Annotated in this window: 18 protein-coding genes; 10 read left to right on the top strand and 8 right to left on the bottom strand. The window is 63.1% G+C overall.

The annotated features are described in order from the left end of the window. The first annotated feature begins 172 nt into the window (after positions 1 to 172). The 9 genes from ACM9HJ_RS03715 (at position 173) to ACM9HJ_RS03675 (ending at position 11,224) form a co-directional block, all read left to right on the top strand. A complete protein-coding gene (locus ACM9HJ_RS03715; RefSeq protein ID WP_416570336.1) occupies positions 173 to 370 on the top strand; it encodes a hypothetical protein in 198 nt (65 codons plus the stop codon). 90 nt (positions 371 to 460) lie between these two features. Next, positions 461 to 1,678 (top strand): radical SAM protein, encoded by a 1,218-nt coding sequence (locus tag ACM9HJ_RS03710; RefSeq protein WP_416570335.1) that lies wholly within the window; start codon positions 461 to 463, stop codon positions 1,676 to 1,678. A gap of 37 nt (positions 1,679 to 1,715) precedes the next feature. Further along, the gene (locus ACM9HJ_RS03705; RefSeq protein ID WP_416570334.1) at positions 1,716 to 3,608 is read left to right on the top strand and encodes an alpha/beta fold hydrolase; all 1,893 of its coding nucleotides are present in this window, start codon (positions 1,716 to 1,718) and stop codon (positions 3,606 to 3,608) included. Then, positions 3,605 to 4,972 carry an HlyD family secretion protein gene (locus ACM9HJ_RS03700; protein WP_416570333.1) on the top strand — a complete coding sequence of 456 codons (1,368 nt, stop codon included), beginning with the start codon at positions 3,605 to 3,607 and terminating at the stop codon, positions 4,970 to 4,972. Before ACM9HJ_RS03705 ends, ACM9HJ_RS03700 begins: the two co-directional genes overlap by 4 nt. A 30-nt stretch (positions 4,973 to 5,002) precedes the next feature. Next, positions 5,003 to 7,108: a peptidase domain-containing ABC transporter gene (locus ACM9HJ_RS03695; protein WP_416570332.1), complete on the top strand. Its 2,106-nt coding sequence runs from the start codon at positions 5,003 to 5,005 to the stop codon at positions 7,106 to 7,108. Next, positions 7,098 to 7,940, top strand: a complete 843-nt coding sequence (locus tag ACM9HJ_RS03690) for a Fic family protein (RefSeq protein ID WP_416570331.1) — start codon at positions 7,098 to 7,100, stop codon at positions 7,938 to 7,940. The genes ACM9HJ_RS03695 and ACM9HJ_RS03690 overlap by 11 nt, the downstream gene beginning before the upstream one ends. Further along, positions 7,940 to 8,752, top strand: a complete 813-nt coding sequence (locus ACM9HJ_RS03685) for a nucleotidyltransferase domain-containing protein (protein WP_416570330.1) — start codon at positions 7,940 to 7,942, stop codon at positions 8,750 to 8,752. The genes ACM9HJ_RS03690 and ACM9HJ_RS03685 overlap by 1 nt, the downstream gene beginning before the upstream one ends. Before the next feature lie 156 nt (positions 8,753 to 8,908). Further along, entirely contained in the window at positions 8,909 to 9,844 is a 936-nt protein-coding gene (locus ACM9HJ_RS03680; RefSeq protein WP_416570329.1) for a tyrosine-type recombinase/integrase, read from the top strand. Between the two features lie 15 nt (positions 9,845 to 9,859). Then, a complete protein-coding gene (locus ACM9HJ_RS03675; protein ID WP_416570328.1) occupies positions 9,860 to 11,224 on the top strand; it encodes an aspartate aminotransferase family protein in 1,365 nt (454 codons plus the stop codon). An 11-nt stretch (positions 11,225 to 11,235) separates the two neighbouring features. Here ACM9HJ_RS03675 and ACM9HJ_RS03670 read toward each other — a convergent pair whose 3' ends face one another. From ACM9HJ_RS03670 to ACM9HJ_RS03640, 7 genes are all read right to left on the bottom strand, one after another. Beyond that, a complete protein-coding gene (locus ACM9HJ_RS03670; RefSeq protein WP_416570327.1) occupies positions 11,236 to 14,955 on the bottom strand; it encodes an SIR2 family protein in 3,720 nt (1,239 codons plus the stop codon). A 393-nt stretch (positions 14,956 to 15,348) separates the two neighbouring features. Beyond that, on the bottom strand, positions 15,349 to 16,509 hold the full coding sequence (locus ACM9HJ_RS03665) for an acetyl-CoA C-acetyltransferase (protein ID WP_416570326.1): 1,161 nt from the start codon (positions 16,507 to 16,509) through the stop codon (positions 15,349 to 15,351). A gap of 85 nt (positions 16,510 to 16,594) precedes the next feature. After that, positions 16,595 to 17,737: an acyl-CoA dehydrogenase family protein gene (locus ACM9HJ_RS03660; protein WP_416570325.1), complete on the bottom strand. Its 1,143-nt coding sequence runs from the start codon at positions 17,735 to 17,737 to the stop codon at positions 16,595 to 16,597. Between the two features lie 6 nt (positions 17,738 to 17,743). Then, a complete protein-coding gene (locus ACM9HJ_RS03655) occupies positions 17,744 to 18,889 on the bottom strand; it encodes a CaiB/BaiF CoA transferase family protein (RefSeq protein ID WP_416570324.1) in 1,146 nt (381 codons plus the stop codon). Next, positions 18,886 to 19,383 carry a MaoC family dehydratase gene (locus ACM9HJ_RS03650; protein WP_416570323.1) on the bottom strand — a complete coding sequence of 166 codons (498 nt, stop codon included), beginning with the start codon at positions 19,381 to 19,383 and terminating at the stop codon, positions 18,886 to 18,888. The genes ACM9HJ_RS03655 and ACM9HJ_RS03650 overlap by 4 nt, the downstream gene beginning before the upstream one ends. 23 nt (positions 19,384 to 19,406) lie before the next feature. Then, on the bottom strand, positions 19,407 to 20,882 hold the full coding sequence (locus tag ACM9HJ_RS03645; RefSeq protein ID WP_416570322.1) for an aldehyde dehydrogenase family protein: 1,476 nt from the start codon (positions 20,880 to 20,882) through the stop codon (positions 19,407 to 19,409). Positions 20,883 to 20,896: 14 nt separating this feature from the next. Next, positions 20,897 to 22,489, bottom strand: a complete 1,593-nt coding sequence (locus ACM9HJ_RS03640) for a GMC family oxidoreductase (RefSeq protein WP_416570321.1) — start codon at positions 22,487 to 22,489, stop codon at positions 20,897 to 20,899. A gap of 174 nt (positions 22,490 to 22,663) precedes the next feature. On the opposite strand from ACM9HJ_RS03640, the gene ACM9HJ_RS03635 reads away from it, so the two are divergent. Continuing rightward, on the top strand, positions 22,664 to 23,596 hold the full coding sequence (locus ACM9HJ_RS03635; protein ID WP_416570320.1) for a LysR substrate-binding domain-containing protein: 933 nt from the start codon (positions 22,664 to 22,666) through the stop codon (positions 23,594 to 23,596). 2 nt (positions 23,597 to 23,598) lie between these two features. On the opposite strand, the gene ACM9HJ_RS03630 is transcribed toward ACM9HJ_RS03635, so the two are convergent. Continuing rightward, positions 23,599 to 24,456: an alpha/beta fold hydrolase gene (locus tag ACM9HJ_RS03630; protein ID WP_416570319.1), complete on the bottom strand. Its 858-nt coding sequence runs from the start codon at positions 24,454 to 24,456 to the stop codon at positions 23,599 to 23,601. Positions 24,457 to 24,583 lie beyond the last annotated feature (127 nt).

The raw sequence follows: 24,583 nt of genomic DNA, 5'->3' as shown, positions 1-24,583 counted from the left end.
GGTTTTCATGGTAATGTATTGGAGATAAAATTCGCATAAAATTTTCCATATGACTGTTTTTACTTTTAAAAGATCAAAGATCAAGACATGCTACCCATGGAAAATACGTTCGGATAGATTTCCACCGCCACCGGATATGGGTGGTTAAGTTTAAAACAGGGAGTACATAGATATGCAGATGCTTCAAGCGGAACTGGTGCAACATGGCTGGCTGCCCTCGATGACGGGTGGTGGTCTTCCGGCCACCCGCATCACGTCGGCGATGCTCGACGACGTGTATGGCGGTGACGATGCCAGCTTCGATCTGAGCTTCGACCTGAGCTTCGATCTGAGCTTCGATCTCAGCTTCGACCTCAGCTGGTCGCGCTAAGTCCTGCACATGCCGGCCCTTTACCGGCCGGTGTCTGGAAAGACCGGGAGTGCGGGTGAAAGCCTGCACTCCTTCGGATAAGGGGCGACCATGAGCGGATTGCGAAAAGGAAGCACACGGCGGATCGAGTGCATCATCAAGGCGACTGAGCGCTGCAACATCGATTGTTCCTATTGTTATTTCTTCAATAAGCACAACAAGGACTATGAGCGTCACCCGCCGATCATGAAGCCGGCCGTGGTGAAGGATATCGCGCAATTCCTGGCCCAGGGTGCCATCGACCTTGGCGCCGACCAGGTGGTGATCGATTTCCATGGCGGGGAACCGATGCTGCTGAAGAAGGAATCCTTCATCAATGCGTGCGAGACGTTCCGCGCGATCGTTGGCCCGGTCGCCGATCTGGTCTTGAAGATCCAGACCAATGCCACGCTGGTGGACCAGGAGTGGCTGGACATATTCTCCCGCTATGATTTCGTCGTCGGTGTCAGCCTGGACGGCCCGCCGGAATTGAACGACCGGTACCGGGTGGACCATCAGGGGCGTGGCACCTACGCCGCCACGGCGGCCGGATGGCGCCTGCTGCGTGATGCCGCCGCCGCCGGGCGCATCCGCACGCCCGGCATCCTGTGCGTCATCAACCCCGATTTCAACGGCCGCGAGGTTTACCGGCATTTCGTGGATGAACTGGGCGCGCGCGGTATCGATTTCCTGCTGCCGCTGGAAACGCATGACACGCTGCCCGGGGATCAGATCGGCCAGTTCGGGCGGTTCCTCACCGAAGCGTTCGATGAATGGACGGCGGATGACAATCCGTCCATCCATGTCCGCCTGTTCCGCCAGAACATGATGCGGCTGGCTTTCGGGCGCGCCGGCATGCAGCGGCTGGAAACCGACGTCATGCGGAACTATTGCGCGCTGACCATTTCAAGCAATGGCGAAGTCAATCCCGACGATACGCTGCGCGCGGCCCATGGCGATTGGTTCGCGTCGGGCAATTCGGTCACCAACATCAGTCTGAAGGACTTCATGGCGCTTCCCTATATGCGCGAAATGTCCGATGCTTTTGTCAATCTGGCGCCGGCCTGCAACAATTGCCACTGGTCCAATGTCTGCCGTGGCGGGCGTCTGGTCAATCGCCATGCGAAGGAGAGCGGTTTCGCCAATGAGAGCGTCATTTGCGCCGATCTGCGCCATTTCTACGGGCATATGGCGGCATATCTGCTGAATTCCGGCCTGCCGTTCGAGCGGTTGCAGGAGGCATTGCAACCGGCGGCATCACGGGAGACGGTCCATGCGGCTGCCTCTTGAGGGTCTGTTCCTGTCATTGTTGGTGAGTATGTCCGGCATGCAATGCGCGAGAGCGGAAGATCCGGGGTCGCCGGCGGCGATCCTGTCACTGCCCGGGCCGGGCCTGCTTTCGCTCAGCCCCGACGGGCTGCGCGTCGCCCGCGTCCCGGTCGCCGACGCGCCGGTGCTGCATTTCCTGGATACGCAGGATGTGCAGGGGGCGCCGGTGTCCATTTCGCTGCCGGTCAGGGTGCAGGCGATGACCTGGGCGCAGGACGGCCAGCGGCTTTTCCTGCGCGCGACTGAGGCGTCCGGCGGTGGTGAGCGGACCTATGTCGCCGATGTGGCCACCCGGTCCGTCACCGACCTCACCCCGGACCTGCCGGGCCGGGTGCGGCTGGTTTCGGGCACGCCCGATGGTGACGGCGCCTATCTGGTGATGCATACGCCCCAGCAGGGTGCCGCGGTCCGGCTGGTCCGGATCGACGGCAAGGGGGTGCGGCCGGCGGTGGACATAACACCGCCCGGAAACTATGGCTGGTTTGTTGCCGACGACCAGGGATTGCCGGCGGTGGCGCTGCAGATCGGCGGCGGCAGCAAGATGCAATGGATCGCCCTGACACCGGCGGGCCAGCCGGGTTCCGTGCTGGTCGATGCCGGGACGGCCGGCACCAATGAACCGGTATCGCTGATGCGCACCGCGGCCGGCCGGCGGATCGCCATCTTCAGGACCGCCCAGCCGCAGCAGGATTATCCGGGCCTGACCGGCTTTGATCTCGACGGCGCCGGGGCGACGGTGATCCTGACCCCCGACCATGATGTGACAGCCCCGCTTTTCGCCCGGCAGGAGCCGGAACTGCTGGCCTATGTCCGGGAACGGCTGGTGCCGGAACGCACGGTGGTGGATCCGGCGATGGCGGGCACGATGGCGGGACTGGCCGTCGATGGCGGTTTCGCCGAGATCGCGGCCCGCGCCAGGAATGGGCTGTGGCTGGTGAAGCGGCGTTATGCCGACCGCCCCGCCGCCTATCTTCTGTACCGGCCCGATAACGGGCAATGGTCGCCGCCCCTGGCGGAGATGCCGGGGCCGCCCATGCCGGCGCGTCAGGTTGCCGACTGGGTGACGGCGCGCGACGGATTGCGGCTGCCGGTCTATCTCACGCTGCCGGACCGGCCGGGTGCGGCACCGCTGGTGGTACTGATCCATGGCGGGCCGTGGCGGCGGGACCGGTTCGATTATGACCGTACCCTGCATTGGCTGGCCGCACGCGGCTATGCGGTGCTCCGCGTCAATTTCAGGGGATCGACGGGGTTCGGCGCCGCCTTCACCCGCGCGGGGGACGGGGAATGGTCGGGCGCCATGCTGGCCGACATCCTGGATGCCACGCGGTGGGCCCTGCGCCAGCCGGGAGTGGATCAGGGGCCCCCCGCCTTTGTCGGCGGCAGCTATGGCGGCTTTGCCGCCCTGATGCTGGCCAGCCAGGACGAGGTGCCGGCGCGATGCACGATCGCCATCGCCGCGGCCGTGGACCTGGGCAGCTTCGCGCCCCGATATGCGGCTGCCGAACGATCCTCCAAGGCGCAGCTGAAGAAGGCCCTGGGTGATTTCGACGATGCTTCGGTCCGCGATCACCTGACCACCATCTCCCCCATCACGCGGCTGGACAAGGTCGCGGCACCGGTGCTGCTGATCCATGGCGGACGCGATCCCCGCGCACCGCTGGACGATGTGAAACGCTATGCCGACGCCCTTTACAGCCGCAAACCGCAACTGGTCAGCTTCGCGGTGGCCCCGGAAGAGGGGCATTCCTTCAGCGACCCCAAGGCCATGCTGGCCGCCGTGGGCCTTCAGGACCGCTTCCTCGGTCGTTGCTTCGGGCGGGCGCTGCCGGCAGCGACGGAGGAGGATCCGGCACCGCTGCGCATGATCCATGCAGGTGCCGGCGCATGAGCGTGCAGGAAATCCACCGGCCGGACCTGGCATCACCATCGCCCCCTTCCGGGCCTCCCGCTGCGGCGGGCACGCCGGATCAGCCGGTCGGCTTCCGCCGGGAGGTGGCCGAGGCGCGCCGCTTTCTGACCTGGGGGTCGGAAACCTTCTTCGATCCCCGCCCCAAGCGCATCTTCGGCAAATGGGTGCTGGCGATGGCGGTCGCGATCATCCTGGGGCTGTGCGCCGCCCCCTATTCGGAGGTGGTGACGGCACCGGGCGAAGTGGTGCCGGTCGGCGGCATCGGCCGTGTCCTTTCCAGCGTCCGCGGCACCGTCACCGAACTGCTGGCGCATGAGGGGCAGGCCGTGAAAGCCGGGGATGTGCTGGCGATCGTGACGATCGACCTGCATGGCTCCAAAGGCACCAGCTCCACCAATTCCCGTTTCCAGGAACTGCGGACCCAGATCGCGCTGCTGGAGCGGCGTGCGGCGCAGCAGCGGGAGATCGATCTGGCGACGATCAGGCGGCTGGAACAGGAACGCCTGACCCTGCCCGACCGTATCGAGATCGCCCGTCAGGCCGTCGGGCAGCAAGAGCAGGTGACGGAAATCCTGCGCGCGCAGATGGAGCGGTTGCGCGCCCTTCAGCACGCGGGCAATGCCACGATCCTGCAGATGGAGAAGGCGGAGACCGATCTGCTGAAGGCGGAGGTCGACCTGCGCGACCGGCGGGCCAGTCTGCGGACCACGGCGCTCCACCTGGAGCAGATCGAACCCGAGATCAGCGAGGCCCGTGCCCGCGTGGCGATGAATGAAGCGATGATCAATCAGGAGATCGCGGAATTGAAGGAGAAGCTGGTCGATATCGATACCGACCAGGCCGTCAGCATCACCGCCCCCTATGACGGCATCGTGGCGTCCATCAGCGTCAACCGCGGCGCGTCCGTGGCACCGGACAAGCCGGTGCTGACCATGGTGGCGCCGGACGATCCGCTGGAGGTCGATCTGTTCGTTCCCAGCGACAGCATCGGCGCGGTGGAACCCGACATGCCGGTATCGCTGCGTCTCGACGCGTTCCCGGCCCATCTCTTCGGTTCGATCTCCGGCGAGGTGCGGGTGGTTTCCCAGGCGCTGGTGCCGCCCAGCTATCTGCCCGAATGGATGGACCGGACCAACCCGGCCTATCGGATCCGGGTGCGATTGACCGAACCGTTCAGGGTGCGGGGACGCGAGATCGACCTGAAGCCGGGCATGACCCTGAGCGGTGAGATCGTGATGAGCGTGCGTCCGCTGCTGCTGCGCCTGATCGATCCCATGGCCTTCATGCTGCGGGAAATGACCAAGCGCTATGGGCTGCGGCCCGACGCGCGGACACAGACCTGACCCCGGCATCCCCAACAATCAGGACCAACCATGCCGAGAACCCCGGTCATCCTGCAGTCCGAGCCGAGCGAATGCGGCCTGGCCTGCCTTTCGATGATCTTCGCCTCGTTCGGCCGCGCGGTGTCCCTGGCCGATCTGCGGCGGGCGACCCCGACATCGTTCCGGGGCACGACCTTGCGCCAGATGATGGCGATCGCGACCGATCACGGATTGGAGTGCGAGCCCTATCGGCTGGAGCTGGACCATCTGAAGGGCATCCGCCTGCCGGCGGTGCTGCATTGGGACATGCGCCATTTCGTGGTGCTGGTGCGGGCGTCGCGGCGCTATGCCTGGATTCACGACCCCGCCATCGGGGAGAGGCGGGTGCCATGGGCGGCGATCTCCGACCATTTCACCGGCTTCGTGATGCTGGTGCGCCCGTCACCGCATTTCGAGCGCTCGCCCGGCAAGTCCGGCGCGGCCGGGTCCGGCTTCAACGTCTCCACACTGCTGACCCGTGCCCTGACGATGCAGGGCGGGATTCCGTTGCTGATCGGCCTGTCGCTGGCGCTGCAGGTGCTGACGCTGGGCTTGCCGCTGTTCAGCCAGGTGCTGATCGACGATGTCATCCTGCGCGGCAGGCACGACATGGTGGCATCCATGTTCGTGGTCTTCGCCATCGTGGCGGTGATGTCGCTGCTGACGATGACGGCGCGCGGCCTGTTCTCGGTATCGCTGGGCACCACGGCGTCACTGGACCTGATGAACTGGATCGTCTACCGGCTGCTGCGCCTGCCCACCACCTTCTTCGAGGAACGGTCGACGGGCGATATCCTGACCAGGCTGTCACCACTGCGGCAGATACAGCGCACCCTGACCGACAATGTCGTCACCTCCCTTTCCGAAGGGCTGATGTCGGTGGTGCTGCTGGTGATCATGGCCATCTATGATCTGTGGAGCACGGTGATCGTATTGACCGTCGTCGCGGCGAAACTGACACTCGTCCGCTTCATCGGCCGGCGCATGAAGGTGCTCACCAACGAGGCGTCGGTGGCGGCATCGGCCGAAAGCTCGCTGCTGCTGGAGGCGATCCGCAACATCGTGCCGCTGCGCATATTCGGGCTGGAAAGCATGGTTCATTCCCGGTGGGGACGCCGGGTCTTCGATTCCATGCATGCCGGCGAGCGGGCGGCGATGGGCAATCTGGGCCTGATGGTATCCACCGAAGCGCTGACGCTTCTCCAGACCGCCGCCGTGCTGGCGCTGGGCGTCCAGTCGGTGGAGGACAAGACCATGAGCGTCGGCATGCTGGTGGCCTATATCGCCTTCATGGGCCAGCTCACGGGGAAGGTGTCGAAACTGGAATCCGCCATCGTCGACCTGACCACGACGGCCGCCCATGTGGCGCGGGTGGCCGAATTCGTCGCGGAACCGCTCACCAGCGGCGGCATGACCGCCGGCGGCGGGGCCCGCCGCCTGCCCGGCAAGACGGAGAGCGAGGTGGGCCTCACCCTGGCGCAATGCTCGTTCCGCTACGCGCCGCATCTTCCCTGGCTGTTCCAGGATCTGTCCCTGGACATCCAGCCGGGTGAAACGGTGGGCATCGTGGGGTCTTCCGGTGTCGGCAAGACGACCTTGCTCAATCTCATGCTGGGGCTGCGTGCGCCGACGCTGGGGGAAATCCGCGTGGACCGTGACCGGATCACGCCGGCGACCCGGCATCTGATGCCCTATCGCATGGCGGTGGTGATGCAGGGCGAAACCCCGTTCGCCGGCACCATCCTGGACAATATCTCGCTTTTCGAGGATGAGCCGGACCTGGCGCGCGTGCATTGGGCCGCCGGCATGGCCGCCCTGGATGACGATATCCGCAACATGCAGATGCGATATGACACACTGGTGGGCGAGGCCGGTGTCGGACTGTCGGCCGGACAGCGTCAGCGGCTGCTGATCGCCCGCTGCCTCTATCAGATGCCGCAGATCCTGATCCTGGACGAGGCCACGTCCAACCTGGATCCGCAGACCGAGGCGAAGATCGTCGACAATCTCGCCTCGCTGCGGATGACGACGGTGATCGTGGCCCATCGTGAAGCAGCACTGCGCCGGGCGGCCCAGGTCTATCAGCTGACCGGGGGGAGGCTGAACCGTGTGCGCTGAGGCCGCCCTCCCACCCTGCTTCGACCGGCAGCGCCACCTGGAGCCGCTGGCGCTGATCACCGTCCATGGCTGGGATCACCCGCGCCTGCAGGCCGAACTGGCGCGGGCGGTGCGGATGGCGCGACCCTGGTTCGCGGCGGGACTGCCGCCACCCGCATCCGCCTGCTGGGAAGACCTGCAATTGCCCATCGACAAGGTGGCGCAGATCCCGGCCAGCCGTATCCAGCGGGCGCCGATCAGCGCTGAAATCGCGGCGCGGATCGGTCAGGCCGACCGGCCGGAGGTGACGGCCGCCGTGCGGGTCCTGGCCTTGCGTCTCAGGATCGGCCAGGCGGTGCCCGGCGATCTGCTGGCCCTTCACGCGGCGCTGCTGCCCGACGCGCCGGCCGGCCTGCGCCGGGGGAGCATCGCGCTGAGGCGCGCCGACGACAGCATCGACTTCCAGGCGCCGTCAGCCGACTTCCTGGACGAGGGGCTGGCCTTCATTCTGGCCGAAGCCAACCGGGCGGTGGCCGGGGGCGATCTGGCGACGCTGGCCGGCTGCTACGCGGCGATCAATTTCCTGCATCCGTTCGCCGATGGCAACGGCCGCACCAGCCGCCGCCTGCTGCTGGCCGGCATGGGTGCCTGCCTGGACACGGACCTGTCACCCCTGCCGATCGACCTCGTGGTCTGGTGCAACCGCACCTATCACGATTACCGGCTGCGGCAGATCACCCAGGCCAACCATTGGGGTGCCTGGATCGCCTTCGTCGCACAGATGCTGTGCCATGCGGTGTCCCGCCTGCCGGCGCCCGCCATTCCTGTTCCCCTGGCCCAAGGAAGTGCCTGATGTCGTACACGAACCTGTTGGATGAGCAAACCCGGACGGCGCTCACCGGGCGGCTGGGCGCGTTGCGCCCGGACTGCATATCCGGTCAGATCGGGGTGTCGGAACTGAAGGATATCGCCCTGAACTATGTCAGGCGGGAATTCCAGAACGTCGCCATGGCCTTCCTGTTCGGCTCGGTGGCGCGCGGAACGGTCGGGCCGCTTTCCGATATCGATCTCTATGTCATCGTCTCCGCCGGCAGGGTGGCAGAGAAGCGCACCCTGGTTTTCGAGGGCGTGCCGCTGGAATGCAACCTGTTCGATACGAACAGCTTCTATGAACTGCTGGTGCGCCCCCGCCAGGACCGCCGGCAATATCCGTTCATCGCCAATGCGTTGGAACATGCTGCGCTTCTGACCGGGGATGAAGGCCTGTTCAACCGCCTTCAGGCCGAGGCACGCTCCATCCTGGAACTAGGCCCCCCGCCACGCGATGCCCGCCTGACGGAGAATTTGCGCGCCACCGCCACCAACCGCCTCATGGATCTCTATGCGGGCAAGGGGCCGGTGCAGACCCTGCTCGGCGTGGTCAATCTGGTGGAACTGATCCTGGTGGTCAGCGCCGGGCAGGCAAGGGACTGGTATCTTCCGGGCAACTGGTCGCTCGACCGCATCGCCGCGCGCACCCCCCAGCGGATGGCCGCCATCGAAGAGGCCAGCCGCCAGGCACTGAACGGCGACATGACCTTGCTGACGCGTCTGGCATGGCAGGTGCTGGAGGAACTCGACGGGCCGGTGCTCCAGCAAACCAACAGCTACAACAACAGCCGATAGCTCTGTCAGTTCAAATGGAGTTGTTTGAACCTCGAATAGCACAGGCACGGGCGCCCCGGCCTGCACCATCGGACCGGGCAGGGCAGGTTAACGAGGCGCTTGCACTTCAACGATCCGACGGGGAAACAGGCAGTCCTAACTGCCCGTGGGGACCTCATGGATTGCTCTCTGGCCGATGCCATTGCCCGTTTCCTCGATCATTGTCGCATCGCAAAGCGACTTTCCGCCAATACATTGCGTGCCTATCAGACCGATCTCGGCGATTTTTCCCGGTTCATGAGGGGGGGCCAGCCCGTTGTCGAAATCGACCGGGAATGCCTTCGGCGGTATGCGCGCAAGCTGTTCGATGTCGATTGCCTGAAGGAAGCCTCCGCCAAGCGCCGAATGGCGTCCCTGAAGGTGATGTTCAGATGGCTTGAGCGGGATGAGGTCATTGCCCTCAGCCCTTTTCATCGCCTGGACTTGAGCATCCGGTTGCCCCGTCGTCTGCCGAGGAATCTGGCGGCCGGCGAGATGCGCACCTTGCTGCGCGCTTGCGATGGGCAGCCTGGGCACGCCAGCATGCTGCTCAGGTTCATCATTATCTGCTTGTTTTCAACGGGTCTGAGAGTTGGGGAGTTGGCAAACGTCTCTGTTGACGACCTGGATTCCAATGATAGCAGCATCCTTGTCCGCGGGAAGGGCAATCGGGAACGCCGCGTCTTCTTGCCCAAGGGTGAGGCGGCATCGACACTCCGTCAGTATCTCAAAAGCCGATGCTCCCTCAGGCCCAGGTCGGAGAAATTGTTGGTCACGTCGACCGGCAGCCCGGTCGATACCCAACATATCCGGCGGCTTGTTGTCCGCTTGGCGGAACAAGCCGGTCTTAATCGACGTGTAACCCCCCACATGTTGCGCCACACCGCCGCCACCCAGCTGATCGAGGCGGGTGTTGATATACGGTTTGTGCAGAAGCTTCTGGGGCACGCCAGCATCGCGACCACACAAATCTACACCCAGGTCAGCGATATGAGCCTCAAGGCAACCCTGGAGAGGGCGGATACGCTGGGAAGAGTGAAAGGGGAACGGCGGTGGTCAACCGGGGTTGACTGATAACTAGGAATTACCATGAAATCACCAGCCGAACTGCGCGCGTCGGAAGCGGAATTCACATCCCAAGGAGATACGGCTGGAAAAAGAAATAACAAAATAGTAGTCAGTAAATCGAATGGGGTTTTCCTAAAAACGGACGATGGAAGGGAATTATTGGACATGCAAATGTTCAATAGCTCTGCAAATTTCGGATATGGCAGCCCCACTCATCATGACGCTGTAGTGAACCAGCTGGAGGATCTGCCGGGAATTGGCAGTGAATATCAGTCAGCTGCTCGCATCGAACTCGCCGCTGAAATTGCATTATCCGTCCAGGACCGCTTCGGGAAAAAAGGGCGCGTCCATTTCAGTGTGTCGGGTGCACAAGCAGTCGAAGACGCCCTGAAAGTCGTAGCCGTGGCAACCGGCAGCAGGTCGGTTTTTGCCTTCGAGGGAAGTTATCACGGCAGAACCCTTGCCGCAGCGTCGGTCAGTTCCTCGTACAGATATCGCCATAAATTCGGCGGCGATCATCGAGCAAGTTTTGTACCATTCCCATATTGTTATAGATGCCCATATGGAAAGTCACTTTCAGAGTGCGGATATTATTGTGTTTCTCAATTCGAACGCCTTTTCGAATCCGAGTTCGCTGGAATCAGGGATCCATCTGGCGCCCTTGAATATACCGCTTTCCTGGCAGAGCCCGTTCTTGGGAGGGGAGGGTACATTGCACCGCCGCCAGAGTATTTCCCCAGATTGAAAGAAGTTCTATCAAAATATGGCGTGTTATTAATATGTGATGACATACAAATGGGTATCTACCGAACCGGAAAGCTCTGGTCGTTGGAGAATTTCAAAGTGGAACCCGATATTCTGCTTTTCGGAAAGGCGCTGACCAATGGGCTGTTCCCGGTTTCCGGCCTTTGGGCACGCGAACCATTGCTTGATCCGTCGGTATGGACCCCAAGTTCTGCCCACGCCACCTTTGCCGGGCACCCCGTGGGCATGGCGGCTGGTCTGGCAACGTTCTCCATCATGCGCAGCACCGACTTCGAGCAGATGGCTGAACGGGTGGGGGGATTAATCGAGGATGGGCTTCGCAGGATTGCAAATAACGAGCCCAGCATTGGGCGTGTCGATCGTCTTGGTCTGGCCATCAGTGTGGAATTCTGTCACCCGGCAAGCCGCCGGCCCTGGGGCGAACGGGCTTCCGCGGTCAAGGAGGCGGCACTTCAGGCTGATAGTTGCCCTGATACCTTGTCGACCCCTTTGGGGTTGCTGCTGACCGTTGGCGGATATCACGATAATATTATTACGCTATCGCCCGCGGTGACGATGACGGAACACGAAGTACATCTGTTCCTCGACCTTTTTGAAAAATACTTAAAGGCCGTGCAATAGGAAGAAGGGGTTCAGGGGCCATCGGTCTTCCTCAGCGATGCAAGGATATTGCGTATGATGGCTTGCATCGCTTCACTCCAGGAGGTGGCGGTGATCAATGCCTGGCAGATGATCGGCAGAATGGGCTGATTGCAAACTGCTTCGAGTGTGACAATGATGCGCGACCATTGCAGTTGTTCGAAGGTGCGGTGCTTGATCCTGGAATCGAGGGCGCATTCGATGAGATAACGGTCATCCGATGACAAGGCGGCACCGGAACGGGCAATCAATGCGGCCGTTTCGACAGGAAAACGGTGGAAACATTCCGCGAGCACCCGGATCAATGAGCGGCGGATTGTCGGCTCCTGCCGTCCCACCAGTTTGAGAAGCTCATCCATGGCACATTCAGGCCAGATACTGGCCATTTGTCCCAATGCATGAACGATCTGCATAATGCCCTTGCCGGACTTTTCCGTCTCGAAGCGCAGGAGCAATTCATCGTAAAAGGGCACGGTCCCGCCCTTCGCGTCGAAGCGAGCATAGCTTACATTTTGTCGTGCTTCTGACGGGGCGTGATAGAAATAGAACGCAAGAGGATTGAAGCCATCTTCAAACTGCTGGTCGAAATCATCCAGGAATTTACCTTGCATTTGGGCACGCCACTGCCCTGGATTTACAATGTAAGCCTGAGGAAGTCGAGAGAATATGCTGCGTGTAAATCTATCAAGTATGGAAAAGGCATTGACCCCATTGATTGAATGAGAAGCAAATACGCAGCTGAGCAGCAGGTCTATCTGTTCAACCGGAATGTTGGCGGGGAGCCGTTCCAGCGCCCTGACCAGTTGATCGACAGTTGCCGTGGGCTTCTGACGGAAACTGATCGCCCAGAGCAAATTTGCAATGATGAACCGTATTGGATGCCCGATTTCCGACGCCAAGGGGGCTATCCTCATGAAATCATCCGCTGTCAGGACGCTCCCGTCCTGCAATTTGGACCACAAATCCTTAAATGGGCCGCTACGAGCCGGATCCATGTAGTAAGCCGACAACCAGTCGGGGCGGGCGTTGAAGATGAAGCGGTTGGCATCTATCTCCGACACGTTGATCAACGGAGCGCCCCATGTGGCGATCAGGTCATCAGATGGCGTCAGGTCCAGATCGATCGAGATTTCCTGAATGTATCGGGAAAGCTCCTGCGTGAAGGCGTCCCACTCGCGTTGGCTGAGATTATCCGGCCCAAGCCGGGAAGCCAGGTTCAGCAACCGGCATATCTGCAGGACGGGACCGGCCTTGCTGTCCCGAAACCAACGGGAGAGGACGGGACTGGTGATCGGCGAGAGCTGTAATTCCCATCGGTTCAGGAAGTTTCGCGCCACGCGATCATAAAGAAATGTCTCGACTTCCACCCTTTCGGATTCCGATCCATGCTCCAGTGCATCAATCCAGATTGCAAATGTATGGCCATCCGGCAGAAAATTCGCGGCCTGCAGCAGAATAGGCCGCATGAAAGCCGGACTCTTACCACTCAGAAGATCTTGGCCAAACAGATCCCGGTACTGGTCGGGATTGTGGGCTGCCATCTCTATAAGGACGTCCTTTACAAAGCTGTGTAGATTCTTCGTGGTTTGAGTGACATCTTGCAAGTGTCGGCCGATGATTTGGCAGGCGGAGCGGAGCAGTGTACGGTTGCGGCTGGCTTGATCCGGACGTCCCATGGCGAAGCAACTGACCAGAGCGCCGCGCAGGCGGGTGACAATGCCGGCTTGCCGCAAGGCCGCCTGCAGGTCCTCCGGATCCTGAAGCGGTAGTGCAGCCTGATCTTCGATGGCACAGGCAAAGAAGACTTCCGCGAGCCTGTCATGTCCGAAATCGAGATTTCTGTTCCCGTGATCGGTCAGGATGCCGGCATCAATCAGGAGGGCCAAATCCTCCGCATGTACCCCGCAATCAGCCAGCATGCTTTCCTGGATGGTGGTCGACCGGTCCCTAATCATGGTGGCGGCCAGCTTGCTGAGCGATGATAGCAGCGTCTCCAGCTTTCGTGGCGAAAGACGCTGAAGCAGTTGCTGGCGTATCGCTTCCTCGATCAGGCGGCGGCTGACGCTGGGGCCGCGAAGTGACGCTCCCTCCCTCATGACGAACCCGAGCAGGAACGGGTCCCGCAACGCGGTCTGCATGGATGGGCTGATTTCTCCCCAACGGGTCTTCGACCGGTATTTCTGTGCGTAAATCTTGAAGGCTTGCTCTGCCTCGGCGAGGCTGAAGCGTCCCAAGGTCAGGGCGGTCAGGCGATCCGTCTTGTCGCTGGAACTCCACAATACACGCCCGACATCCATGATATCCAACAGCGGGAATACATCGTTCCAGATTTCCTGTCGGATCGTGATGAGGAACTTGATTGATTTCTGGTTCCGGATACGGATTAGAATCTCGATGACACTTCGAACCAGCCTTGCGACTTCATCTATGCTTGTACTGAATTCGTTGACTGCTTCCAGAACTATGGTCAGTTCGTGGTTCATCGAATTGAGCCAACTGGCGAAATCATACAGACGGCCGATCGCATTCCCGGACCCGTATTCCAGTTCGCTGGAAATGCGGGCCGCCAAATTCAAGTCGCTGAGGGATTGTGCCCGCAGAACCAGAATCGAAGGGAAACCATCTTCCCTTTCCTGGTCACAAAGCCGGGCAACCAGTGATGTCTTTCCGCATCCGGAAGGACTAGCGAGTACGGCCAGTGGATTGCCCTTCTTGGAGCGGAATTTTTCAAGTTGGAGTTCCACCTCGCCTCTAGGTATGAAAATCGCCTCTCTTTCCGCCTTGCTCCGTTGTTGAAGGCTGGAGAGAAATCTCTCATTTGCTTCTTTTATTCGGCTTGCCACTATGGAACGTATGAATGTTCCATGGTCGATTGTTATATTCGTTCCTTTAAAAGCCAATTCAGCAACTTCTTGCATGAATGAGCCGTAAGTGCTCTTAACGAAGGCAATGTTAGTCGGGCCGAGGGCTTGGACGACAGGGGCGTGGTGCTCTGGCGGAGCGCGGTTGACCCAATAGACTTCCCCAGCCGGACGGTCGCTGGCGCGGATCGCCTCGGCCACCATATTATCATGCCCGCTGTAACCAACAAATATCAGGCGGTGTGTTTTCAGAACATATATTAGCAGAGATTGAGATGACTCGCTGTAAGACCGGCCGACGATTTCATCATCACTGAGGTGGGTTATTATTTTGCTTTCCAGGTCGCCATGCAATTTCAGGAGGATAGGAGCAGGTGGCGGCACCGCCTCGCCATTCAGCATGTCGGGCTGCGCCACGCCCGGTGCATATATCTGGAAAAGTCGCCCCCCTATTACCTTTTCAGCACGCTCGATCAACGTGTCAAAATTTGTTGTTACAATGGCATCTATTCCGCCGACCTTAACAAGAATGGCGGTGATGATGTGAGCCTCTGTTGGATTTAGGCGTTCAATTCTATTAAATATCCAATCAATGATTAGGCCGCGAGTGCGATCTCCTGTTTCATTTTTCAATATTTCTTCAAACTTTTTATCAATTTCCTCATTATCAAGCGCATCAACATAACGTGAATCCTGAAATTCATGAATTGCATCTTTCTTGAGTTGCTGAAAGGTGAGGCCACCTGCTTCTATATCTGTGCCGGCACCGAGAAACAGACAAATGGGTTTGCTTCGACGTTCGGATGCGCGCCCGCGATCCCGGATCATCAGGCCAATCGTCTTCGTATTCATTCGATAAATAATTCCTAGTTATCAGTCATTTGAGTTGATTATTAAGATTATGATGATAAATTACAAGCGTTTAGATTGTCAATATCGGGCTTGGATTTTTCGATGGTGGCTTTTCATTTTTAAAATCATCTATTTGTATGTGACCTTTGAAGGTCATCCTAAGCACTCCTAATGGTGCGGATTTTGATGGGCAATGGAGATTTGGTGTTTTGATTCTATAGAATTGATCTATCGTTCAGTCAATATTACCGGCATGGACAGCAGGTGTACAATGCGTAGGTGCTTTGAGTTGATCGGAGTCTGTTGGGTGATGGCCGTCGAAACTTTCCCGATGGTGATCTTGACTGGCGGCGGCTGGTTGGGTGCCGCTGGCGAATGCTTAACGAATTCTTCTTACAGCCTCTCGATGACTGTCACATTGGCGATGCCGCCACCCTCACACATCGTCTGCAGCCCATAGCGCCCGCCCCGCGCCCGCAACGCGTGGATCAGCGTCGTCATCAGCCGGGTGCCCGACGCGCCCAGCGGGTGGCCGAGCGCGATGGCGCCGCCATTCACGTTGAGGCGCGCGGGATCGGCCCCCAGCGCCCTCATCCAGGCCAGCGGCACCGAGGCGAAGGCCTCGTTGACCTCGAACAGGTCGATATCGTCCAGGCGCAGGCCGGCGCGGGCCAGGGCTTTGACCGTCGCCGGGATCGGCTCCTCCAGCATGATGACGGGATCGCCGGCCGTCACGGTCAGGCTATGCACGCGGGCCAGCGGGGTCAGGCCGAAACGCTTCAGTCCCGCCTCGCTGACCACCAGGACCCCGGAGGCGCCGTCGGTCATCTGGCTGGCATTGGCGGCGGTGATGCTGCCGCCCTCGGTCAGCGTCTTTACCGAGGCGATGGCGTCCAGCGAGGCATCGAACCGCACGCCTTCGTCCTGTGTGAACAGCCCGGCCGAGGTGGCGACAGGCACGATCTCATCAGCGAAGGCCCCCGCATTGATGGCCCGTGCGGCGCGGCGGTGGCTTTCCAGCGCGTAGGCGTCCATCGTCGCGCGGCTGAGGCCATATTTGTCGGCCATGGCCTGGGCGCCGTGGAACTGGCTGAATTCGGTGACGCCGTAACGGTCCCGGATGGCCCGGCTCCACGGGCCTTCCCCCAGCCCCGCCTGGGCATGCAGGGTGAGGTTGGAGAGCATCGGCACCCGGGTCATGCTCTCCGCTCCCGCCGCGATGACGATGTCCTGCGTGCCGGACATCACCGCCTGTGCCGCGAAATGCAGGGCCTGCTGCGAGCTGCCGCATTGCCGGTCGATCGTCACCGCCGGCACGCTGTCGGGCAGGCGCGACGCCATGACCATGTTGCGGCCGAAGGCGAAGGATTGCTCGCCCGCCTGCGTGACGCAGCCCACGATCACATCCTCCACCGTGGCAGGGTCGATGCCGGCCCGGTCGACCAGCGCGTCCAGGACGGTGGCGCCCAGGTCGGCGGGATGCATGGCGGCCAGCGCGCCCTTGCGCTTGGCCCCAGGGGTGCGCACGGCCTGGACGATATAGGCTTCGGGCATCGGTCGATCCTTCTTTTTCAATCGCGCGATGATCGTGACCGATCACCGACCTCAGTCGTCGGCGCTGCCATCCGGCAGCTTGGCGTCACAGCGCCCGGCCGATGACTTCCTTCATGATTTCGCTGGTGCCGCCATAGATCCGCGTGACGCGGGCGTCGCGATAAAGGCGGGCGATCATGTATTCGTTCATGTAGCCGGCACCGCCGTGCAATTGCAGGGCGGCATCGACGACACGGCCCTGCAGCTCCGTATGCCAGAGCTTGGCGGCCGAGGCGGCCTGGGCGTCCAGCTTGCCCGCCACATGCCGGGCGATGGCCCAGTCCAGATGCGCCCAGCCGACCTGGAGTTCCGTCTTCAATCCGGCCAGCACGAAGCGGGTATTCTGGAAATCGAGCACGCGTTTCCCGAAGGCCGGGCGCTGCCGGGTGAAGGCCAGCGCCTCATCGAAGGCGCGCTGGGCGGCGGCCTGGGCTGCGACCGCCACCGACAGCCTTTCCTGGGCAAGCTGTGTCACCAGATAGCCGAAGGCGGCGTTCTCCGCGCCCAGCAGGCTGTCGGCGGGAACGCGCATGTCCTGGAAGAACAGTTCCGCCGTGTCGCCCGAACGCTGGCCGATCTTATCCAGCTTGCGGCCGCGCACGAAGCCGGGGGTATCCGCCTCCACCAGGAACAGCGACATGCCGGCAGCACCGCGCGCGGGATCGGTCTTCGCGGCCAGGACCACCAGATCGGCATTATGACCGTTGGTGATATAGATCTTCGAACCGTTGATGATGAAATCATCGCCGTCGCGCCGCGCGACCGTGCGGATGGCCTTCAGGTCCGACCCCGCCGACGGTTCGGTCATGGCGATGGCGGTGATGCATTCGCCGCCGACCATGCGCGGCAGATAGCGCTGCTTCTGCGCCTGCGACCCATAGGCCTGGATATAGTCGGCGGTGATGTCGTTCTGGATCGCCAGCCCGGCATGCGACCCGGCATAGGACAATTCCTCCTGGACGATCACATTATAGGTGAAATCCAGGCCGGGCCCCCCAAAGGCGGGGTCGACGGTGGGGCACAGCAATCCCGCCACGCCGCACTGCAGCCAGAAATCCCGGCCGACGACGCCGTCGCGCTCATGTTCGTCCAGATGGGGGATGAGCGCGCGGCTGAACAGTTTGCGCACACTGTCGCGGAAGATCGCATGATCTTCGGTGAAGATGGTCCGTGTCGTGGTATCGAGCATGAGCGGTCAGGCTCCCGTTTCGATGTTTGCCAGCAGCTCGGCATTGTGCTGGCCCAAGCGGGGGGGCAGGGCGACCGGCGGCCGCTGCCCGTCGAACAGCACCGGCACGCCCGGCATGCGCAGTTCCCCCAGCACCGGATCGTGCAGGGTGGAGAAGAAGCCCACCGCGGCCAGGTGCGGGTCGTCGATCAGATCGTCGAGCGACAGCACGGGCGAGGCGGGAACCCCGATCCGTTCGCACGCCGCCAGCCAGTGGCGGCTGTCCTGCCGGGCGACCAGATCGGCGACAAGCTCATAGAGCGCGTCGATATTGGCCGTGCGCGCCGCCATGCTGGAAAAGCGCGGGTCCGTCGCCTGTTCGGCCGCCCCTGCCTCCGCGAAGAAGGCGCGCCAATGGGCGTCGGTATAGGGCAGCATGCAGACATGGCCGTCGCGCGTGCGATAGGGATGGCGATGGCGCGACAGTACGCGTGGATAGCCCATCTCCCCCTGCGCGGGGGTGAATTGCCGGCCGTAGAGATGTTCGACCAGGTTGAAGCCGGCCATGCATTCGAACATCGGGATCTCGATGACCGACCCCTTGCCGCCGGCCGCCCGCCCGGTCAGCGCCGCCAGGATGGCCATGGCCGCGATCAGCCCGGTGGTCTTGTCGGCGGTGATGGTCGGGAAATACTGGGGCTCGCCCGTCTGGCGCCGCATCAGGTCGGCACAGCCCGACAGGCCCTGGATGATGTCGTCATAGGCCGGGCGCCCGCCATAGGGCCCCGCCTCGCCGAACCCGTGCAGGCCCGCATAGACCAGCCTTGGGTTGCGCTGCATCAGCCTTTCCGGATCCAGCCCCAGCTTCGCCAGTTTCTGGGGCCGGATATTGTGCATGAAGACGTCGGCACCATCGATCAGGCGGGCCAGCGCCTGCTGACCGCTGGCCTGCGTCAGGTCCAGCACTATGCTGCGCTTGTTGCGGTTGGCGCTGAGGAACATGGCGGCCATCCCGGCCTCGGTCGAGGGGCCGGTCTGGCGCGTCGTGTCGCCGCCGGGTGCTTCGACCTTGACCACGTCGGCGCCGAAATCGCCCAGCCACTGGCTGGCCAGCGGACCCATCGCCACGGTGGTGAGGTCGATGACCTTGATATGCTTGAGCGGCAGCATCATGGTTTGTCCACCGCCTGCGGGTGGCCGGCGATCATGCGGCGCGAGCTGTAGCGCATCACCGGTTCCGCACGCTGGTTGAAGATGGTGATCGTGGAATCGACGATCCCCTTGTCCCCCTTCGCGGTCGGGCGCACGCCGGTGAATTCCACGATGGCATGCACGGTGTCGCCGACATGCACCGGCGCCAGCGGTTCCAGCGTGTAGCCCAGCATGGCGATGCCGGTGCCCCGGATCAGCGACTGGATGATGAAGCCTTCGATGATCGACAGGGTCAGTGCGCCGGGCACGGGGCGCCCGCCCATCGGCCCCACCAGCGTGGCGTCCAGGAAGCCGCTGTCGAGCATCCCGGTCAAGGTCACGAAACTGACGAGGTCGGTCTCGGTGATGGTGCGCGTATAGGTGCGGAATGTCGCGCCGACCTGCATCTCCTGCCAGAACAGGCCCTGGCCCAGCAGCGTCGCGCCACGATTGGGCGCCGATGGTTCGGATTGCATCGGAGGTTTCTCCTGATCAAGCGTCAAAGGGCCGTGACCACCGTCTTCAGCTCGGTGAAGCTCTCGATGCCGTCGGCACCGTTCTCGCGTCCCCAGCCGGATTGCTTGAAGCCGCCGAAGGGCAGGTTGGGTCCGGCGACGGAGCCGGTATTGATGGTGATGGTTCCCGCCCGGATCTTGCGGGCCAGCCGGTAGGCGGCGGAGATGTCACGTGTCCAGATGCTGGCGGAAAGGCCGTATTCCGTGTCGTTGGCAAGTGCCGCCAGCTCGTCCGGGTCATCGACCGGCGTGGCCACCAGGACGGGGCCGAAAATCTCTTCCCTTGCCACGCGCATCTGCGGGGTGACGTTGCAGATGATGGTGGGATCGACGAAATAGCCCTGGTCGCCGACCCTGTTGCCGCCGGTGATGATGCTGGCGCCTTCACCGCGCGCGCTGTCGATATGGTCCATCACCCGCCGGCGCTGGGTGTCGGAAACCAGGGGCCCCATGGTGGTGGCGGGGTCCAGGCCGGGGCCCAGCCTGAACTTCGCCGCGGCCTTGACCAGCCCCTCCATCACCTCGTCGAACCGTTCCCGCGCAACATAGAGGCGGGAACCGGCGACGCAGATCTGCCCGCTGTTCAGGAAGATGGAATTGGCGGCGGCGGGAATGGCCCGCTTCAGGTCGGCATCGGGCAGGATGATGGTCGGGGACTTTCCACCCAGTTCCAGCGTCAGCCGCTTGAGGTTGCCGCGCGCGGCCCCGATCAGCGACTTGCCCACGGCGGTGGAGCCGGTGAAGGAGATCTTGTCGACATCGCCATGTTCGGCCAGGGCCGCACCGGCCACGGCGCCAAGGCCGGTGACGATATTGACGACGCCCGGGGGGACGCCGGCCTCCAGGATCACCTCGCCCAGGCGCAGGGCTGTCAGCGAGGTCTGCTCGGCCGGCTTCAGGATGATCGTGCAACCGGCGGCCAGCGCCGGTCCCAGCTTGGACACCGCCGACATCAGCGGGAAGTTCCATGGCGTGATCAGGCCGACGACGCCCACCGGTTCGCGCAGCGTCATCGCCAGGAATTCGCCCGGCAGGTCGACGGCACGCGTTTCCCCGGCGATCTTCGTGCACCAGCCGGCCCAGTAGCGCAGGGCGGCGACGGAGGCCGGCACATCCACCCAGGTCGACATCATGATGGGCTTGCCATTGTCGAGCGTTTCAAGCTCGGCAAACTCCTCCTTGCGGGCCTCGATCAGGTCGGCGATGCGCCACAGCATCCGGGAGCGCTCGCCCGGAATCATGGAAGGCCAGGGGCCGCTTTCGAAGGCCCGGCGCGCCGCGATGACCGCCCGGTCGATATCCGCCCCGCCGCCCGCCGGGATGCGGGCGATGATGCCGCCATCGGCGGGATTGACGACGTCCAGGGCCTCGCCGCTCTCCACGTCGGTCCAGCGCCCGTCGATCAGCAATTGAAAGGGCCGCGCCAGTGACAGCCTTGTCTGTTCCTTCAGGTCGATCATCTGTCGTCTCGCTGTCAGTTGGCCAGCATCATGGCGGCGGCCTTTTCGCCGATCATGATGGAGGGCGCGTTGGTGTGGCCGCCGATCAGGGTCGGCATGATCGAGGCGTCGGCGATCCGCAGCCCGTCGATCCCGTGTACCCGCAAGTGCGGATCGACGACGGCATCCCCGTCCTTGCCCATGCGGCAGGAACTGGTAGGGTGCTGGGCCGTGGCCACCGTCTGGCGGATATAGGCATCCAGCGCCGCATCGGTTTCCAGGGCGCCGCCGGGAAACATCTCCTTGCCGACATGGTCAGCCAACTCTCCCTGCCGCATGAAATCCCGCGTCCAGCGCAGAGCATGGCGCAGCAGGCGCAGGTCGTCCGGGTCCTGGAGAAGGTTGAACCGGATGCGGGGCGGGGCCAGGGGATCGGCCGACCGCAGGCGCACGGAACCCCGGCTGCCCGGACGCAGCACGACGTTGAGGGTGGTCAGCATGTCGGGTGCGGGCTTGCGCCAGCCCGGGAACCAGACATTCGCCGCCAGGTTGGTCGACATGAACACCGTCTCAAGGTCCGGGCGCGCCAGATCGGGCTGCGACTTGTGATAGGCGATGCTACTCAACGGCACGGAGGCGGGAAGACCACGCCCCGTCAGCAGCCACCAGATCACCGACCAGGCCAGCCGGTCGGCCCGCAATTGCCGGCTGAAGCGGAAGGGCTTTTTCGCGGAAAAGCCCATCGGCACCAGCGGGTGTTCCTGCAGGCCCGTGCCCACGCCCGGAAGGTCGTGGACGATGTCGATCCCGACCTCGCGCAGATGGTCCGCCGGGCCGATGCCCGACAGCATGAGGATCTGCGGCGAGGCATAGGCACCGCCCGACAGCACGATCTCCCGCTCCGCATGGACGGTGACGCTCTTCCCGTCCTTCAGATACTCCACGCCGACGGCCCGGCCCTTTTCGATAAGGATGCGCGTGACATGGGCGCCGGTGACGATGGTGAGATTGGGCCGGTTGCGGGCCGGATGCAGGAAGGCCTTCGAGGCGCTGGCGCGGTGCCCGCGATGGATGGTGCTGTCGGGCAGGGCGAAGCCTTCCGGATCGCCCGCCTCGAAATCGTCCAGCACACGGTAGTTCAGGGACCGTGCCGTTTCGCGTATCGCCCCGGCCACCGGCTCGTCGCTTGTATAGGGCGTGACCTCCAGGGGGCCGCTGCCGCCATGGGCCGGCCCCTCGCCGCGCCAGTTGCGCTCCGATTTCCGGAAGAGGGGCAGAACCTCATCATGGGACCAGCCATCGGCCCCCATCCGGCTCCATTCATCATAGTCGCCGGGATGGCCGCGGGAATACATCATGCCGTTGACCGACGAGGAGCCGCCCAGGACCTTGCCGCGCGGCGCCTGCACCCGGCGGTCGGATGCGAAGGGCTCCGGATCGGTCCAGTACCCCCAGTCGAACGCACTGTCCCGCAGGGCGGTGAAGACCAGCGGCATCTTCAGGAGGATGCTTGTATCGGCACCACCCGCTTCCAGCAGCAGGACCTGATTGTCCGGGTGTTCGCTCAGCCGGGCGGCCACGACGGAACCCGCCGATCCGCCGCCGATGACGACATAATGATAGGTCATGGGCGCCATCCGGCCCTGCCGTGCGCCGCCCTTCCAGGCTCGGACATCTCCTGTTCCTCTTGCTTTTTTGTGGGAATGCCGCGCGTGGCGGGGCATCTGGATGCACAAAATCTATTGGCAACAGGATGCGTGATCCAATATCGATTGGAATGATATCGATATATGGAATGTATCATGGAGCTTCGACAGATCCGGCAGTTCGTGGTGCTGAGCGACATGCTGAACTTCCATCGCGCGGCCGACGCGCTGAACATGAGCCAGCCGCCGCTTTCCGTTTCGATCCGCAAGCTGGAGGAGGAGATGGGCGTGGCCTTGTTCGACCGGCAGGCGCGCGGTGTCGCGCTGACGCCGGCCGGTCTGGCCGCCCTGCCGCATGCCCGCCGCATCCTGAATGATGTCGAGGTGATGAACGAAGCCGTCCGCGCCACCCTCGACGGCATGGGCGGGCAATTGAGCGTCGGGTTCGTGGGATCGGCCGTCTATGCCCTGCTTCCCAGGGTCGTCCCGTTGTTCCGTGCGCAGCGGCCGGCCGTGGACCTGCACCTGCGCGAGGCGACCACGCTGGAGATCATCCGGGGGCTGGAGGCGGGCGACCTGGATGTCGGCGTGCTGCGGACGCCCGTGCTCGATATCGGCGACATCGTGCTGGAGCCGCTTTATCGGGAGGAGATGATCCTGCTGCTGCCCCATGATCATCCGCTGCGGGGCCGGGAACTGGTGCGGCTGGAGGAGCTGCGGGAAGAGGCCTTCATCGGCTATGACCGCGCCCGGCTTCCCAATTATCGCAATCTGTCGCTCAGCGCCTGTTCGGCGGCGGGGTTCCAGCCGCGGATCGTGGAGGAGGTGGCCCATCTGCACACGGCGATCGCCTTGGTGGAAAGCGGGATCGGCATCGCCCTGGCCCCGGCCGTGTCGCGCATTTCCGGGTCCAACCGGGTGTCCTATGCGCGGCTGACCGTCGAGGGCGCGCCGATGATGGTCGGCCTGGCGCTGGCGACGCGCAGCGGCGACAGCCGGCCGGCCCGCGACGCCTTCGTCGCGGCCCTGCGGGAAGCGGCGGGCCGCCTGGCAGATACCGAGCCGGCCCTGGCCGCCGCCGTTCCCTGACGTCAGGCGGCCGGGAAATGCCGGTCCAGGAATGAAACCACGCCGGCGCTGAAGGCATCGTTCTGGTCCCCGGCCACCATATGGCCGGCGGCCGGCACCTCGTACACTTGCGTCTGCGGGACGAGGCGGCGCATCTCGGCGATGCCCTCGTCATTGACGATGTCGCTGCGCCCGCCGCGGATCACCAGGGTCGGGATGTGGACGCGGCTGCTGATGGAGACCAGGGCATCCAGGCGCGATGGCGGCTCGCTGCTGGGCGACACGTCCAGCAGGCGCGGGTCCCAATGCCAGTAGAGCCGGCCATCGTCGCCCTGCCGCAGGTTGCGGCGCAGGCCGGACGGGTCCCGGGGACGCGGTCGTTCCGGGTTGTAGGCGATGACGGCCTCCACCGCCTCCGCCAGGTCGGCGAAGCCGTTGCGGTGGCCCTGCATGAAACGGCGGATCTTCTCCACGCCGGCGCTGGCGACGCTCAGCACGATATCGACCATCACCAGGGCCTGGGCGGCCGGCGGCTCGCCGCTGCCCACGGTGTAGAAGCCGGTCAATCCGCCCATCGAGGCGCCGACGAAGGCGACGGGCCCGTGCACGGTCGCGCGCACGGCGCGCAGGTCGGCGGCCAGCGCCTGGATCGAATAGTCACCGGTGGGCGACCAGGCGCTCTCGCCATGGCCGCGCGCATCGTAATTGATGACCCGGTATCCGCCACCCACCAGACTGTTCATCGTCCGCGACCAGGAATGCCGCGTCTGCCCGCCGCCATGCAGCAGGATGACGGTCGGTGCATCCGGGGGGCCGCCCACCTCGCCCACCAGGGTAAGGCCGTCGGGCGTGGTGAAATCCCAACGGGTGAATGCGCTCATGTCGATATCCTTGTCTGCTGTGTCGCCCGGATGCGGCCGGCTTGACGGCGGGCCGTTCCCAACCGCCGTCAAGCCTCGCCCCTAGGGGCCGGGCGTGCGTCGCAACACGCCCGGCCCCGGCGATCGC

Origin of the sequence: Niveispirillum sp. KHB5.9, from assembly GCF_048066115.1 — a bacterium.
In the GTDB taxonomy this organism is placed as follows: Bacteria; Pseudomonadota; Alphaproteobacteria; order Azospirillales; family Azospirillaceae; genus Niveispirillum.
The sequence above is the reverse complement of the archived record's forward strand: the minus strand, read 5'-3'. Positions and strand labels throughout refer to the sequence as shown.

Excerpts from the sequence above, each read along its gene's own strand:
- ACM9HJ_RS03715 (WP_416570336.1), top strand. The coding sequence starts at position 173 with ATGCAGATGCTTCAAGCGGAACTGGTGCAACATGGCTGGCTGCCCTCG.
- ACM9HJ_RS03710 (WP_416570335.1), top strand. The coding sequence starts at position 461 with ATGAGCGGATTGCGAAAAGGAAGCACACGGCGGATCGAGTGCATCATC.
- ACM9HJ_RS03705 (WP_416570334.1), top strand. The coding sequence starts at position 1,716 with ATGCAATGCGCGAGAGCGGAAGATCCGGGGTCGCCGGCGGCGATCCTG.
- ACM9HJ_RS03700 (WP_416570333.1), top strand. The coding sequence starts at position 3,605 with ATGAGCGTGCAGGAAATCCACCGGCCGGACCTGGCATCACCATCGCCC.
- ACM9HJ_RS03695 (WP_416570332.1), top strand. The coding sequence starts at position 5,003 with ATGCCGAGAACCCCGGTCATCCTGCAGTCCGAGCCGAGCGAATGCGGC.
- ACM9HJ_RS03685 (WP_416570330.1), top strand. The coding sequence starts at position 7,940 with ATGTCGTACACGAACCTGTTGGATGAGCAAACCCGGACGGCGCTCACC.
- ACM9HJ_RS03680 (WP_416570329.1), top strand. The coding sequence starts at position 8,909 with ATGGATTGCTCTCTGGCCGATGCCATTGCCCGTTTCCTCGATCATTGT.
- ACM9HJ_RS03675 (WP_416570328.1), top strand. The coding sequence starts at position 9,860 with ATGAAATCACCAGCCGAACTGCGCGCGTCGGAAGCGGAATTCACATCC.
- ACM9HJ_RS03670 (WP_416570327.1), bottom strand. The coding sequence starts at position 14,955 with ATGAATACGAAGACGATTGGCCTGATGATCCGGGATCGCGGGCGCGCA.
- ACM9HJ_RS03665 (WP_416570326.1), bottom strand. The coding sequence starts at position 16,509 with ATGCCCGAAGCCTATATCGTCCAGGCCGTGCGCACCCCTGGGGCCAAG.
- ACM9HJ_RS03660 (WP_416570325.1), bottom strand. The coding sequence starts at position 17,737 with ATGCTCGATACCACGACACGGACCATCTTCACCGAAGATCATGCGATC.
- ACM9HJ_RS03655 (WP_416570324.1), bottom strand. The coding sequence starts at position 18,889 with ATGATGCTGCCGCTCAAGCATATCAAGGTCATCGACCTCACCACCGTG.
- ACM9HJ_RS03650 (WP_416570323.1), bottom strand. The coding sequence starts at position 19,383 with ATGCAATCCGAACCATCGGCGCCCAATCGTGGCGCGACGCTGCTGGGC.
- ACM9HJ_RS03645 (WP_416570322.1), bottom strand. The coding sequence starts at position 20,882 with ATGATCGACCTGAAGGAACAGACAAGGCTGTCACTGGCGCGGCCCTTT.
- ACM9HJ_RS03640 (WP_416570321.1), bottom strand. The coding sequence starts at position 22,489 with ATGACCTATCATTATGTCGTCATCGGCGGCGGATCGGCGGGTTCCGTC.
- ACM9HJ_RS03635 (WP_416570320.1), top strand. The coding sequence starts at position 22,664 with ATGGAGCTTCGACAGATCCGGCAGTTCGTGGTGCTGAGCGACATGCTG.
- ACM9HJ_RS03630 (WP_416570319.1), bottom strand. The coding sequence starts at position 24,456 with ATGAGCGCATTCACCCGTTGGGATTTCACCACGCCCGACGGCCTTACC.